The sequence below is a fragment of the [Enterobacter] lignolyticus SCF1 genome (genome assembly GCF_000164865.1).
Classification (GTDB): Bacteria; Pseudomonadota; Gammaproteobacteria; order Enterobacterales; family Enterobacteriaceae; genus Enterobacter_B; species Enterobacter_B lignolyticus.
In genome coordinates this window covers 2079909-2094345 of sequence record NC_014618.1, presented here as the reverse complement: position 1 = coordinate 2094345, position 14437 = coordinate 2079909, and the positions used below count along the sequence as shown (strand labels likewise).

Below are 14437 nucleotides of genomic sequence, written 5' to 3'. Positions count from 1 at the left end.
GGAACCATACATAAGGAAACTGAAATGACGATTACGCGTATTGATGCTGAAGCCCGCTGGTCTGATGTAGTCATCCACAACCAGACGCTCTACTACACCGGGGTGCCGGAAAATCTGGAGGCGCAGGCGTTTGAGCAGACGGCGAATACGCTGGCGCAGATCGACGCGGTGCTGCAAAAACAGGGCAGCGACAAAACCCGCATTCTTGATGCCACCATTTTCCTCGCCGACAAAAGCGATTTCGCCGCCATGAACCAGGCCTGGGATGCGTGGGTGGTTGCCGGCCATGCGCCGGTGCGCTGCACCGTGCAGGCAGGCCTGATGAAGCCGCAGTACAAGGTCGAGATCAAAATCATCGCCGCCGTCTGAGGCGGACTACTCGTCTTCATCCTCAAAGCGCGCCACGATCCGTTCGCCGGTATGGCTGGCGCGCAGCTCTTCGGCGACAAGGGCGATCGCCTGGCCGCTGCTCATTCCCTGGGCCATTAACTCCTGAATACGCTCGACCGCTTTCTGCTGCTGATCGTGGCTCAGTGAAGGTAAACCTGCAAACATGGTGAACTCCTGCTACATTGTGGACGCTTATTATTTCATGCCGTCCCGGGGTTCGCCAGTGGACGGTGCTATCTGAATTGAGGTCGATGTTGTCCCCTTCTGTCATTACGCTGCCCTGGCGCGCTGATGCCGCTGAACGCTATTTTACCCCGCTGCACGCTACGCCGTGGGCAATGCTGCTGCACTCCGGCAATGCCCGGCATCCGCACAACCGCTTCGATATTTTGGTCGCCGACCCGGTCATGACGCTCACCACCTGCGGCGAGATCACTACCCTCGACAGCAGCGGTTCGACCCGCACGTCGACGGACGACCCGCTGCTGCTGTTGCAGCAGGCGCTGGATGACTGCGGCATCCGCCCCGCCGCCAGCGACGACCTGCCGTTTCAGGGCGGCGCGCTGGGCCTGTTCGGCTATGACTTAGGCCGTCGCTTTGAAACGCTGCCAGCCATCGCGCAGGCCGATATTGCCGCCCCCGATATGGCGATCGGCATCTATCGCTGGGCGCTGATCGTCGACAACGCGCGTCAGCGGGTGTCGCTGCTAAGTTACGATGATCCCCAGCAGCGCCTGGCGTGGCTGGAGACCCTGAGCGCCCCCGCCGAAGGCGACTTCGCCCTGACCTCGCCCTGGCGTTCCAACATGTCGCGGGCGGTATACGGCGAGAAATTTCGCCAGGTGCAGGCCTATCTGCACAGCGGAGACTGCTATCAGGTCAACCTCGCTCAGCGCTTTCAGGCGAGCTACCGCGGCGACGAGTGGCAGGCGTTTTGCCAGCTCAACCGCGTTAACCGCGCCCCGTTCAGCGCCTTTCTTCGTCTCCCGGACAGCGCGATTCTGAGCCTGTCGCCGGAGCGGTTTATCCGCCTTGCGCAGGGCCATATCCAGACGCGCCCCATCAAAGGCACCCTGCCCCGGCTCGCCGACCCGCAGCGCGACGCGGAGCAGGCGGAGAAGCTGCGTGCGTCGCCGAAAGACCGGGCGGAAAATCTGATGATCGTCGATTTGATGCGTAACGACATCGGCCGCGTGGCGGTGCCCGGCAGCGTGCGGGTGCCGGAACTGTTCGTTGTCGAACCCTTTCCGGCCGTGCATCATCTGGTCAGCACCATCAGCGCGCAGCTGCCCGCATCGCTTAACGCCAGCGACCTGCTTCGCGCTGCGTTTCCCGGCGGTTCTATCACCGGCGCGCCGAAGATCCGCGCCATGGCGATAATCGATGAGCTCGAGCCGCAGCGGCGTAACGCATGGTGCGGCAGCATCGGCTATATAAGCTTCTGCGGCACGATGGACACCAGCATCACTATCCGTACGCTGACGGCGACCGGCGGGCAGATATACTGCTCAGCGGGCGGCGGTATTGTGGCCGACAGCGAGGAAGAGGCGGAATATCAGGAAACGTTTGATAAAGTGAATCGTATTCTGCAGCAACTGGAGCGTTAACCGATGGACAGCCCGGCCCTGAATCTTGATGATTTTATCTCCCGCTTTCAGCTGCTGCGCCCGCAGCCCGCGCGCGCCACGCTGAATCAGCGCAAGGCTGCCGTACTGATCCCTATCGTGCGGCGCGAACAGCCGGGCCTGCTGCTGACCCAGCGTTCGCCGCTGTTGCGCAAGCATGCGGGTCAGGTGGCGTTCCCTGGCGGCGCGGTCGACAGCAGCGACGCGTCGCTGATTGCCGCCGCGCTGCGTGAAGCGCAGGAGGAAGTCGCCATTCCGCCCGCGTCGGTCGAGGTGATCGGCGTGCTGCCGCCCATCGACAGCGTCACCGGTTTCCAGGTGACGCCGGTCGTCGGCATTATCCCCCCCAATCTGCACTATCACGCCAGCGTTGATGAAGTCTCCGCCGTCTTTGAAATGCCGCTTGCCGAAGCGTTAAGACTGGGGCGCTACCACCCGCTGGATATTCATCGCCGCGGCAACGCGCACCGGGTCTGGCTCTCCTGGTATCAGCATTATTTTGTCTGGGGAATGACCGCAGGCATTATTCGTGAACTGGCGTTACAAATTGGCATGAAGCCTTAACTATACTGTGGGTACAGGCGATGTCCTTCTGCGATCCGGCATTAGTAAAACCGGGGCAAGGCATTAGTTTAATTCATGTGAATAGTTAAGCTGCCCGCGGTGTTCCCTCTTACACTATGCGCAGTTATTACATCGTTACCGGAACCTTTCGGTAACCCTGTCAGGAGTGTTAGCGTGATTAGTATATTCGACATGTTTAAGGTGGGGATTGGCCCCTCGTCCTCCCACACCGTAGGCCCCATGAAGGCCGGGAAGCAGTTCGTCGATGACCTGGTCGAAAAGGGACTGATTGATGACGTCACCCGCGTGGTGGTTGACGTTTACGGTTCATTGTCTTTAACCGGTAAAGGCCACCATACCGATATCGCCATTATCATGGGTCTGGCGGGCAACATGCCGGATACCGTGGACATCGACGCCATCCCGGCGTTTATTCGCGATGTTGAAACCCGCGGCAAGCTGCCGCTGGCGCGCGGTCGTCGGGAAGTCGATTTCCCGCTGAACGACGGCATGCGTTTTCACAGCGACAATCTGTCCCTGCACGAGAACGGCATGCAGATCCATGCCCTCGTCGGCGATAAGGTCGTCTACAGCAAAACGTACTACTCTATCGGCGGTGGATTCATCGTCGACGAAGAGCATTTCGGCAAGGACAGCAGCAGCGAGCTGAACGTTCCTTATCCGTTTAAATCGGCGACTGACATGCTCGGCTACTGCAAAGAGACCGGCCTGTCGCTCTCCGGCATGGTGATGCACAACGAGCTGGCGCTGCACAGCAAGCAGGAGATAGACGCGTATTTCGCCAACGTCTGGCAGACCATGCAGGCCTGTATCGATCGCGGGATGAATACCGAAGGCGTTCTGCCGGGGCCGCTGCGCGTACCGCGTCGCGCCTCTGCCCTGCGCCGTATGCTGGTCGCCAGCGATAAGCTGTCTACCGATCCGATGAACGTTATCGACTGGGTGAACATGTTCGCGCTGGCGGTTAACGAAGAAAACGCCGCCGGCGGCCGCGTCGTCACGGCGCCCACCAACGGCGCGTGCGGCATCGTTCCGGCGGTGCTGGCCTATTACGATCACTTTATCGAACCCGTCAGCCCGGATATCTACATCCGCTACTTTATGGCGGCGGGCGCTATCGGCGCGCTGTACAAGATGAACGCCTCCATTTCCGGCGCGGAAGTCGGCTGTCAGGGCGAAGTCGGCGTGGCCTGTTCAATGGCGGCGGCGGGTCTGGCCGAACTGCTTGGCGCCAGCCCGGAGCAGGTTTGCGTGGCGGCGGAAATCGGCATGGAGCACAACCTGGGGCTGACCTGCGACCCGGTGGCCGGACAGGTTCAGGTACCGTGTATCGAGCGTAACGCTATCGCCTCGGTAAAAGCGATCAACGCCGCCCGTATGGCAATGCGCCGCACCAGCGAACCGCGTGTTTCTCTGGATAAGGTCATTGAGACCATGTACGAGACGGGGAAAGACATGAACGCCAAATACCGTGAAACCTCTCGCGGCGGTCTGGCGATCAAAGTTCAGTGTGACTAACATCTTCTCGCCCATCCTCCCCGGATGGGCGATTTATTTCATAGCGTAGCTTAAATACGCCACGCGATGCTCACCCGCAAAAAGTCTTAATCCTGCTCCTCGTCGTGCGGCCTTTCTTTTACGATACGAACCATATCGACGCGGTAGTCATTGGCTTCCATGACGGTTATCTGCAGCGTTCCGACGGTAAAGACATCGCCTGCCCGCGGGATCTGACCGTTAACCGCGATCACCAGTCCTGCGACGGTAGCAATATCGTCATCATCGTTCACCAGGCCATCAAGGCCCAGCGCCTGCTGCAGGGCGTGCAGGTCCGTCGTCCCTTTCACCAGCCAGCCGTCGCCATCAATCACGATTTCCGGGGTTTCATCGGCATCCGGGAACTCGCCGGCGATGGCCTCAAGCACGTCCAGCGGCGTGACCAGCCCCTGCACCACGCCAAATTCATTGGTGACAATGACGAAACTGCCGCGGGCGCGGCGCAGCACGCCCAGCAGGTTAATCGGGTCCAGGGTTTCCGGGACGATGATCGCCGGAGAGCCTGCGGCGATAGCCGCAACATCTTCTCCTGCCTCAAGCGCCACCAGCATCTCTTTCGCCCGCACGATACCGATAATTTCGTCCAGCTCCCCGCGGCACACCGGGAACAGGCTGTGCGGCGAGGAGAGCAGCTGCTCGCGGATTTCATCCACGCCCAGAGAGGCGTCAACCCAGCTGATTTCGCCGCGCGGCGTCATAATGGTGCGCAGCGAGCGTGACGCCAGGGTCAGCACGCCGTTGATCATATAGCGCTCTTCATCAGCAAACGCGCCTTCCGGCACCGGCACCGTCGCAGGGCTTTCGCCATCGTGCTGAACCGATACCTGCTTACGTCCGCCCATCAGGCGCAGAATAGCGTCAGCCGTGCGGGCGCGCAGCGGCAGCGCGGACTGGTGACGAATAAAGTTACGGCGAGCAATCTGGTTAAACAGCTCAATGATGATGGAGAAGCCAATCGCCGCGTACAGGTAACCTTTCGGAATATGGAAGCCGAAACCTTCCGCGATGAGGCTCAGGCCAATCATCAGCAGGAAGCTCAGGCAGAGCACCACCACCGTCGGGTGCTGGTTGACGAATCGCGTCAACGGCTTAGAGGCCAGCAGCATCACCGCCATGGCGATAACCACCGCCGTCATCATCACCGGAAGATGGTTCACCATCCCGACCGCCGTAATGACCGCATCCAGCGAGAACACCGCATCCAGCACGACTATTTGTAGCACCACGACCCAAAAGCTGGCGTAGCCTTTGCCATGACCGGAATCATGCTGACGGTTTTCAAGCCGCTCGTGCAGCTCCGTGGTCGCCTTAAACAGCAGGAACAGGCCGCCCAGCAGCATGATCAAATCACGCCCTGAGAAGGAGTAATCCCACACGGTGAACAGCGGACTGGTCAGCGTAACCAACCACGAGATAACCGACAGCAACACAAGACGCATGACCAGCGCCAGCGACAGCCCCATCAGGCGTGCTTTATCACGCTGTTTTGGCGGCAGCTTGTCGGCAAGAATGGCGATAAAAACCAGGTTATCGATACCCAGCACAATCTCAAGGACGACCAGCGTCAGCAGGCCTGCCCAGATTGACGGATCCATTAAGAATTCCATGTCTGGCTCCTGTGGTGAGCACGGTTTGTCATCCTGATGACATTCGCAGGCATAACAATAATGTAAGAAATATCAGCGTGGCGCGGCGAGCCGGTATGACAGGCACTATACTGCCTGTGGGTGAATTGACGTCGGTGACGGTCCATATGGTGGGTTAAACCCTGTACTCCTGTGTGATTAAACAGGCGCTAAACATAGCAAACATTCGTGGTTTAGCGCAAAGATTTACCCGTCTTTGCAAAAAAAGCGTTATTTCGCGCTTCAAAATTGTTCTTCGTCTATAACTAAATTACGGATCTTCATCACATTAATTATTTTTTCACTATCTAAAATAATTCGCGGAAGTCATTGGTTTTCATTCTCTAACCCTTATCTGAATCGATTCGGTTACAGCCAACGGTTCATATGTATCAGTGATAATGATGCATCTCGATAATAAAGGAGGTAGCAAGTGACGATTGCTATTGTAATAGGCACACATGGTTGGGCTGCAGAACAACTGCTTAAAACAGCGGAAATGTTGTTGGGCGAGCAGGAAAACGTCGGCTGGATCGATTTCGTACCAGGCGAAAACGCTGAAACGATTATTGAGAAATACAACGCCCAGTTGGCGAAACTCGACACCAGCAAAGGCGTGCTGTTTCTTGTCGATACATGGGGAGGAAGCCCGTTCAACGCGGCAAGCCGTATTGTTGTCGATAAAGAACAGTATGAAGTTATTGCTGGCGTAAACATCCCGATGCTGGTTGAAACGCTGATGGCGCGTGACGATAACCCGGCCTTTGACGAGTTGGTGGCTATCGCCGTTGAAACCGGTCGCGACGGCGTGAAAGCGCTGAAAGCGAAACCGGCGGAAAAAGCCGCGCCTGCCCCAGCGCCGAAGGCCGCCGCGCCTGCGAAACCGATGGGTCCGAATGATTATATGGTTATCGGCCTCGCACGTATCGATGACCGTCTGATTCACGGACAAGTCGCCACCCGCTGGACCAAAGAGACCAACGTTTCCCGCATCATCGTCGTCAGTGACGAAGTGGCGGCGGATACCGTTCGCAAGACGCTGCTGACCCAGGTTGCGCCTCCGGGCGTCACCGCGCACGTCGTTGATGTCGAGAAGATGATCCGCGTCTACAACAACCCGAAATACGCAGGCGATCGCGTCATGCTGCTGTTTACCAACCCGACCGACGTTGAGCGCATCGTCGAGGGCGGCGTGAAGATCACCTCCGTCAACATCGGCGGTATGGCGTTCCGCCAGGGCAAAACCCAGGTGAACAACGCCGTTTCAGTCGATGAAAAAGATATCGAAGCGTTTAAGAAACTGAACGATCGCGGTATCGAACTGGAAGTCCGTAAGGTTTCCAACGATCCGAGACTGAAAATGATGGAGCTTATCAGCAAGGTGACAAAATAACGCCAGCGCTGGCTCTTAACCAATTTTCACACTTAAGGCTTATGTTATAGGAGAAGTACAATGGAGATTACCACTCTTCAGATTGTGCTGGTGTTCATCGTCGCGTGTATTGCGGGTATGGAGTCCGTACTTGATGAATTTCAGTTCCACCGTCCATTGGTGGCCTGTACCCTGATCGGTCTGGTTCTGGGCGATATGAAAACCGGTATTATCATCGGTGGTACCCTTGAGATGATCGCGCTGGGCTGGATGAACATCGGTGCGGCGGTTGCCCCTGATGCGGCGCTGGCCTCTATCATTTCGACCGTTCTGGTTATCGCCGGCCATCAAAGCATTGGCGCCGGTATCGCGCTGGCTATCCCGCTGGCGGCGGCAGGTCAGGTCCTGACCATTATCGTTCGTACTATCACCGTGGCGTTCCAGCACGCGGCGGATAAAGCGGCCGATACCGGCAACCTGACGGCGCTGTCCTGGATCCACGTCTCCTCCCTGTTCCTGCAGGCAATGCGTATCGCTATTCCGGCGGTTATCGTTGCGGTTTCCGTTGGCACCAGCGAAGTTCAGGGCATGCTGAACGCGATTCCTGAAGTCGTTACCAGCGGTCTGAACATCGCCGGCGGCATGATCGTGGTCGTTGGTTATGCGATGGTTATCAACATGATGCGCGCGGGCTACCTGATGCCGTTCTTCTACCTCGGCTTCGTTACCGCGGCATTCACCAACTTCAACCTGGTTGCTCTGGGCGTCATTGGCGCCGTCATGGCAATCCTCTACATCCAGCTGAGCCCGAAATACAACCGCTCTGCTGGTGCGCCGGCGCAGGCTGCTGGTGATAACTCCCTTGATAACGAACTGGACTAACAGGTGAGCGAAATGGTTGATATGACTAAAACTACCACCGAGAAAAAACTCACCCCGGGTGATATTCGTGGCGTGTTCCTCCGTTCGAACCTGTTCCAGGGGTCATGGAACTTCGAACGTATGCAGGCGCTCGGCTTCTGTTTCTCCATGGTGCCGGCCATCAAGCGCCTGTATCCGGAAAACAACGACGCGCGTAAACAGGCGATTAAACGCCACCTTGAGTTCTTTAACACCCATCCGTACGTCGCGGCGCCGGTGCTCGGCGTTACGCTGGCGATGGAAGAGCAGCGTGCAAACGGCGCAGAAATCGACGACGGCGCCATCAACGGTATCAAAGTTGGTCTGATGGGGCCGCTGGCAGGCGTCGGCGACCCGATCTTCTGGGGTACCGTTCGTCCGGTATTTGCGGCGCTGGGCGCCGGCATCGCGATGAGCGGCAGCCTGCTGGGTCCGCTGCTGTTCTTCTTCCTGTTCAACATCGTACGTCTGGCGACTCTCTACTACGGTATCGCCTACGGCTACCGTAAAGGCGTGGACATCGTTAAGGACATGGGCGGCGGCTTCCTGCAAAAACTGACTGAGGGGGCGTCAATCCTCGGCCTGTTTGTCATGGGGGCGCTGGTTAACAAATGGACGCACGTGAACATCCCGCTGGTGGTGTCTAAAATCACCGGTTCTGACGGCCAGGTTCACGTGACAACCGTGCAGACTATCCTTGACCAGCTGATGCCTGGCCTGGTGCCTCTGCTGCTGACCTTCGCCTGCATGTGGCTGCTGCGTAAGAAAGTAAACCCGCTGTGGATCATCGTTGGCTTCTTCGTCATCGGTATCGTGGGCTACGCCATCGGCCTGCTGGGTCTGTAATAACGCTGCTGTACGCCGGGGGCTTGCCCCCGGTTTTTTTATTTCGGAGGCTTAATGACAATCACGGATTTGGTGCTGGTGCTGTTTATCATTGCTCTGATGGCCTACGCCGTTTATGACCAATTCATCATGCCGCGCCGCAACGGCCCCGTCCTGCTCTCAATTCCCCTGCTCCGCCGCGGACGCGCGGATGGCCTGATCTTCGTTGGTCTGGTGGCCATTCTGATTTATAACAACATCAACAGCCACGGTGAATTAATGACCACATGGTTATTAAGCGCGCTGGCCCTGATGGGGTTATATCTGTTCTGGATACGCGTTCCGCACATAATCTTTAAGTCACACGGTTTTTTCTTTAATAATGTGTGGATAGAATATAACCGCATTAAAGAGATGAATTTATCGGAAGACGGCGTGCTGGTAATGCAATTAGAGCAACGGCGCCTGCTTATTCGCGTTAAAAACATTGACGACCTCGAAAAAATCTATCACCTTCTCATTAAAACTCAATAAGTTATAATATAGCCAAAGCTATACATGCAGTTATTTTGCGCATGAAAAACTATAGCTCTGGCTATATCTCCCAACAAAACCATACGTTTATTTTTAACGTTTTCATTACCAATCAATTCAAATGCAAATCGTTATCAATTAACCAGGAAAATATTAGCCGCGCATTGTTGTTTTAGTTTCTAAAATTATGTTAAGGTTGCGCCCGTCGTTGGGGAGTAGCCGATTTCCTTACCCGGGAAATGTATACGTCAACATACTCGTTTAAAAAAACGTGGCGTATACGGATCATCTTCTGCATTGCCGAAGGTGCTCAGGCGAGACCATTGATACATCAACTGCTGTTTACTGGGGGCAGTGATGTGTCATATGGATTATCCCCGGTCAGGACTCACGATGAATCTCTCAGCCACTATTCTCCTTGCCTTCGGTATGTCGATGGACGCTTTTGCTGCCTCCATCGGGAAAGGCGCCACTCTGCATAAACCCAAATTTTCTGAAGCGCTGCGCACCGGTCTTATCTTCGGCAGCATTGAAACACTGACGCCGCTTATCGGCTGGGGGCTGGGCATGCTGGCCAGCCAGTTCGTGCTGGAATGGAACCACTGGATAGCGTTTGTTCTGCTGGTATTTCTCGGCGGACGAATGATCGTCGAGGGGTTTCGCGGCGTCGATGACGATGAGGAGATCCCGCATCGTCACGGCTTCTGGCTGCTGGTCACCACCGCTATCGCCACCAGCCTCGACGCCATGGCCGTTGGCGTGGGTCTGGCTTTCCTGCAGGCGAACATTCTGCTGACCGCGCTGGCCATCGGCTGCGCTACCTTCCTGATGTCCACCCTCGGCATTATGGTCGGGCGTTATATTGGCCCGCTGCTCGGCAAACGCGCCGAAATCCTCGGCGGTATCGTCCTTATCGGCATCGGCAGCCAGATCCTCTGGAGCCACTTCGCTGGTTAATCTTCCCGACGCCAGACCTGAATCACAAAATCGGTCTGGCAGTCAAACTGCGCTTTCTGCGCAAGCTGCTCCCTGACCTGCGGTTTCGCCCGCCAGGCGAACGGCGTCATCTGCAGCAGGGCGACCGCCTCCGCGCCGCTGAGCGTCATCGGGTAGGCGAGCGCCGACTCCTGAACCAGCAAAAAGCCGGGCAGCTGCTCATCGTTCGGCGCGTGCAGCCGTACTTCGTCGTATATCAGTCCTTTTAGCTCCATCAGGTGCCGCGGACCCGGCGTTGCGGTAATCACCACCCCACCCACTTTCACTACCCTGGCAAGCTCATGCGGATTGCAGGGGGCATAGATACGCACGACGGCATCCATACAGGCGTCGACAAACGGCAGCCGCTGGCTTGAGGCCACGCAAAACTCGACCTGCGGATAGCGTTTCGCTCCTGCGCGTACGGCGGATTTTGACACATCCAGACCCCACGTCCGCTGCGCCAGCGCGGCAAACGCATGGGTGTAATACCCTTCCCCACAGCCGATATCGAGGATCTGCGCAGGCGATACGCTTTGCAGCAGCGCGCTGATGGCGTCGCGCAACGGCTGATAGTGCCCGGCATCAAGAAACGCCCGGCGCGCCTGCATCATTTCCGCGCTGTCGCCCGGATCGCGCGAGCGTTTATGCTGCACCGGCAACAGATTAACGTACCCCTCTTTCGCCAGGTCAAACTGGTGGCGTTGGGGGCAGACGTAGCTGTTTTGCTGGCGGGTCAGCGGCGCATGGCAAAGTGGGCAACTCCAGGACATAGGAACTCCGGTATCAGGGAAAGGGCGCAAGTGTACCGCTATACGCCCCCGGGATGAAGTATTACAGCGTCGGCGCCTGACTATCGCTGCGGTGCATCACGATAAGATTCTCCGATCCTGGCGCAATGCCGTCCGGCATGACGTTTTCCAGACGCAGGACGTCGCCCATGATCTGGCTGAACACCGGGGCCGAAACCGCGCCGCCGTAGTAATCGCCATTTTGCGGATCGTTTATCACGACCACCAGCGCAAACTGCGGGCGACTGGCGGGCGCCACGCCCGCCGTGTAGGCGACATACTTGTCCACGTACTTCCCGTCAGGGCCGATCTTCTTGGCGGTACCGGTTTTCACCGCCACCCGGTAGTCGCGAACCGCCGCCTTGATCCCGCCGCCGCCCGGTAGCGCCACGCTTTCCATCATATGCTCGACCTGGTGCACAATCTCCGGCGACATCACCTGGCGCCCGATGACCGGCGGGTCGATACGGGTAATCGACAGCGGCCGCTCCATACCAAAGCCGCCGATGGTGGCGTAGACGTGGGCCAGCTGCAGCGGCGTCACCATGAGTCCATACCCAAAGGCAAAGGTCGCCCGGTCGAGCTGGCTCCAGAAGCGGCGCTGGGGTAAGAACCCCTGGCTTTCACCGGTCAGCCCCAGACCGGTCGGCTGACCAAAACCGAAGGCGCTGTAGGTATCGAGCAACCGCTGAATCGGCATCGCCAGCGACAGCCTCGACACGCCGGTGTCGCTCGATTTTTGCAAAATGCCGGTGAGGCTAAGCTCAGGGTAATAGCCCACGTCGCGGATACGGTGACCGTCCAGCATATAGGGGTGGGTATCCACCACGCTGTCCGGCTGCACAATGCCCTGACGCAGCGCCGTCATCAGCACCAGCGGTTTCACCGTCGAACCCGGCTCGAAGGTGTCGCTGATGGCGCGGTTGCGGAAATCATCCAGCGTCGCGCTGTCGCGGTTATTGGGGTTAAAGTCCGGGAAGCTCGCCATCGACAGAATTTCGCCGGTATCAATTTTAATCAGCACCGCCGCGCCGGACTCCGCCTTGTTCCAGCGCACCGCGTTATCCAGTGCGTCTTCCGTCACGGTCTGCAGGCGCTCGTCGATGCTGAGCTGCAGATTGTGCGCGGGTACCGGCGTCACTTCGGTCAGGTTCTCAATAACTTTGCCGTGCTTGTCTTTGCGCACCAGCCGCAGGCCCGGCTTCCCCTGCAGCTGCGCGTTAAAGCTCTTCTCCACCCCTTCGATGCCCTGGTCATCAATATTGGTAAAGCCGAGCAGGTTAGCCGCCACGTGCCCCGCCGGATAAAAGCGGCGCGACTCCTCGCGCAGGTTGATTCCCGGCAGATGCAGCTTATCGATCCAGTCAGCCTGCTGCGGGTCGACCTGGCGCGCCAGATATAAAAAGCGGGAATGCGGATGCTGCACGATGCGGGAAGACAGCTCGGCGAGCGACAGATGCAGCGCATTCGCCAGCGCCTGCCAGCGCGCGCTGTAGCCAACGCCTCCTTTTTCCAGCACCGTCTGCGGATCCGCCCAGATAGCGCTCACCGGTACGCTTACCGCCAGCGGCCGCCCTTCCCTGTCGGTTATCATGCCGCGAGGCACATCGATTGTTTCTTCGCGCAATGAGCGCAAATCCTCTTGCCTGACGAGGTTGTCTGGCGAAACGATCTGCAGCCAGCCGATGCGGGCCAGCAAGAGTCCTAAACAGCAGAGGATCCCCACGCACAGCAGTCCAAAACGAAAAGGGGGGATGGTAAAGCGATGGTTTTGCACTCCGGCTCCTGATGATTAGTTGCAACCTCATGATTTAACACGAAACACATGACGGAAAACCGATAAACAGTGCTAATAATCACAGGATTTTGCAACAAAGCGCGACCGGACGAGAGATGCAGACACAATTTGCAACATGCAGTAAAAAGCCCCGCATTACGCGAGGCTTTATGGCTGATTTCAATGAGATCAGTGGATTCGTAATCAGATAGCGGTTACGTTAACAGCTGCCGGGCCTTTCTGGCCGTCCTGAATTTCGAACTCAACGTTCTGGCCTTCAGCCAGAGTTTTGAAGCCGTTACCCTGGATTGCAGAGAAGTGTACGAACACGTCTTTGCTGCCATCAGCCGGAGTAATGAACCCAAAACCTTTGGACTCGTTGAACCACTTAACTTGACCTTTAATCTTTGCCATTTGCAAAATTCCTTAGAATGTTTTCTTCGCCCGTGGGCACTTACATAGATAAAACTGAGACATTACTGCATGAGGCACTAATATAAGGTTCGGCAGAGAAGCGGTATTCAACGACAACGTGTTTACTCAGGACTTCTTTACTGAAAATGCCACACATAGACAGAACTGTACCTCGTTTAACCCAAAACGTGTTATCACACACAACGTAAATTATGGCAAGCCATTTTTAAACGTGTCTGGATCGGTCGCACAAATTAGAGAACTAAGCGTTGATCGCCTGCACAGTTATGCGTGCCCGACAACGCTTAGCGAATCGCTATGCCTGCCCATAACATCCGTCAAGCTCTCGGTTTTGCGCGACTTTTCTACCATAGCGCGTCAACTTTGCGCCGTCCAGATCGCAAGCGCGTAAACCTGAATTTTTCTAAAGTTAGAAACAATCATGCATAATTATGTCGCACAAAAAACACGCTATGTTAAAAAAAATCTCGTCCGGCGACCATAGATAATTATTATCGATAATGCATCACAATAATGAAAATTTGATGACATCTACGAAATAGCGCAATAAAAACGTTTCGCTGCGGCGAAAACGCCGGCACATAAAAAAAACTGCCGTCAGGCTTAAACAAAATCAGCAATAATTCACAAATTAACGTACGCCGGAGCGATTAATACAATATCGCAATAATGTATGACAGACGGGTATATGAATCTCAGGGGAGGGATTCCCGGTAACGGATTGATACCGGGAATGTACCGCGCTTCAGCGTTCAGCGACAAGGCGAATAAAACCGTCGTCCTCATCTTCCTGCGCCGCCTGCGCAGACGCATCCTGCTCTGCCGACGCTTCCTTTTCCGGCTCATTCGCTTCGCAAAGACGGCGCAACAGCGCAGTCTGACGCTTCTGCTGATCTAACAACGCTTCCAGTAACTCGATTTGCTCATTGCTGCGGGCGCTGGCGCGGCGAACAAAAAACCACAAAACCAACCCAACGACAACAACCAGAAGAGACATGACCAGCGGGGCCATGCCCATTACTCCGGAACTGATTACTTCCATCATC

15 protein-coding genes, 1 pseudogene and 1 riboswitch are annotated in these 14437 nt (G+C 56.6%); of the genes and pseudogenes, 9 read left to right on the top strand and 7 right to left on the bottom strand.

Annotation, left to right across the window (positions count from 1 at the left end; all coding sequences use genetic code 11):
- Positions 1-24 precede the first annotated feature (24 nt).
- Positions 25-369 (top strand): RidA family protein, encoded by a 345-nt coding sequence (locus ENTCL_RS09895; protein WP_013365978.1) that lies wholly within the window; start codon positions 25-27, stop codon positions 367-369.
- A gap of 6 nt (positions 370-375) precedes the next feature.
- Here ENTCL_RS09895 and ENTCL_RS09890 read toward each other — a convergent pair whose 3' ends face one another.
- On the bottom strand, positions 376-555 hold the full coding sequence (locus tag ENTCL_RS09890; RefSeq protein ID WP_013365977.1) for a YoaH family protein: 180 nt from the start codon (positions 553-555) through the stop codon (positions 376-378).
- A gap of 86 nt (positions 556-641) precedes the next feature.
- On the opposite strand from ENTCL_RS09890, the gene pabB reads away from it, so the two are divergent.
- The 3 genes from pabB to sdaA all read left to right on the top strand — a co-directional run bounded on the left by pabB (position 642) and on the right by sdaA (position 4118).
- Positions 642-1997: an aminodeoxychorismate synthase component 1 gene (pabB, locus tag ENTCL_RS09885; RefSeq protein ID WP_044611939.1), complete on the top strand. Its 1356-nt coding sequence runs from the start codon at positions 642-644 to the stop codon at positions 1995-1997.
- A gap of 3 nt (positions 1998-2000) precedes the next feature.
- Entirely contained in the window at positions 2001-2579 is a 579-nt protein-coding gene (locus tag ENTCL_RS09880) for a CoA pyrophosphatase (protein WP_013365975.1), read from the top strand.
- A gap of 174 nt (positions 2580-2753) precedes the next feature.
- Entirely contained in the window at positions 2754-4118 is a 1365-nt protein-coding gene (gene sdaA / locus ENTCL_RS09875; RefSeq protein WP_013365974.1) for an L-serine ammonia-lyase, read from the top strand.
- 86 nt (positions 4119-4204) lie between these two features.
- Here the strand turns inward: sdaA and yoaE are convergent, their stop codons facing one another.
- Complete coding sequence (gene yoaE, locus ENTCL_RS09870) at positions 4205-5764, bottom strand: CNNM family cation transport protein YoaE (protein WP_013365973.1); 1560 nt, start codon at positions 5762-5764, stop codon at positions 4205-4207.
- A gap of 451 nt (positions 5765-6215) precedes the next feature.
- On the opposite strand from yoaE, the gene manX reads away from it, so the two are divergent.
- From manX to mntP, 5 genes are all read left to right on the top strand, one after another.
- Positions 6216-7175 carry a PTS mannose transporter subunit IIAB gene (gene manX / locus ENTCL_RS09865; protein ID WP_013365972.1) on the top strand — a complete coding sequence of 320 codons (960 nt, stop codon included), beginning with the start codon at positions 6216-6218 and terminating at the stop codon, positions 7173-7175.
- Positions 7176-7235: 60 nt separating this feature from the next.
- Positions 7236-8036 (top strand): PTS mannose/fructose/sorbose transporter subunit IIC, encoded by an 801-nt coding sequence (locus ENTCL_RS09860; RefSeq protein WP_013365971.1) that lies wholly within the window; start codon positions 7236-7238, stop codon positions 8034-8036.
- 12 nt (positions 8037-8048) lie between these two features.
- Positions 8049-8900 (top strand): PTS mannose transporter subunit IID, encoded by an 852-nt coding sequence (locus tag ENTCL_RS09855; protein ID WP_013365970.1) that lies wholly within the window; start codon positions 8049-8051, stop codon positions 8898-8900.
- Between the two features lie 54 nt (positions 8901-8954).
- Positions 8955-9413, top strand: a complete 459-nt coding sequence (locus ENTCL_RS09850) for a DUF986 family protein (protein ID WP_013365969.1) — start codon at positions 8955-8957, stop codon at positions 9411-9413.
- Positions 9414-9611: 198 nt separating this feature from the next.
- Positions 9612-9803, top strand: a riboswitch (yybP-ykoY riboswitch).
- Positions 9804-9806: 3 nt separating this feature from the next.
- Positions 9807-10370 carry a manganese efflux pump MntP gene (gene mntP, locus ENTCL_RS09845; RefSeq protein WP_013365968.1) on the top strand — a complete coding sequence of 188 codons (564 nt, stop codon included), beginning with the start codon at positions 9807-9809 and terminating at the stop codon, positions 10368-10370.
- Here mntP and rlmA read toward each other — a convergent pair.
- From rlmA to ENTCL_RS09825, 5 genes and pseudogenes are all read right to left on the bottom strand, one after another.
- Positions 10367-11161, bottom strand: coding sequence for a 23S rRNA (guanine(745)-N(1))-methyltransferase (gene rlmA / locus ENTCL_RS09840; RefSeq protein ID WP_013365967.1), 795 nt, complete (start codon positions 11159-11161; stop codon positions 10367-10369). The two genes, mntP and rlmA, sit on opposite strands and share 4 nt — an antisense overlap.
- A 61-nt stretch (positions 11162-11222) precedes the next feature.
- Positions 11223-12956 (bottom strand): peptidoglycan glycosyltransferase FtsI, encoded by a 1734-nt coding sequence (gene ftsI / locus ENTCL_RS09835; RefSeq protein WP_013365966.1) that lies wholly within the window; start codon positions 12954-12956, stop codon positions 11223-11225.
- Between the two features lie 204 nt (positions 12957-13160).
- Complete coding sequence (gene cspE, locus ENTCL_RS09830; protein ID WP_001062678.1) at positions 13161-13370, bottom strand: transcription antiterminator/RNA stability regulator CspE; 210 nt, start codon at positions 13368-13370, stop codon at positions 13161-13163.
- 12 nt (positions 13371-13382) lie between these two features.
- Positions 13383-13527, bottom strand: a pseudogene (locus ENTCL_RS22920) (DUF2627 domain-containing protein).
- Between the two features lie 609 nt (positions 13528-14136).
- Positions 14137-14436, bottom strand: a complete 300-nt coding sequence (locus tag ENTCL_RS09825; RefSeq protein ID WP_044611938.1) for a YebO family protein — start codon at positions 14434-14436, stop codon at positions 14137-14139.
- Position 14437 lies beyond the last annotated feature (1 nt).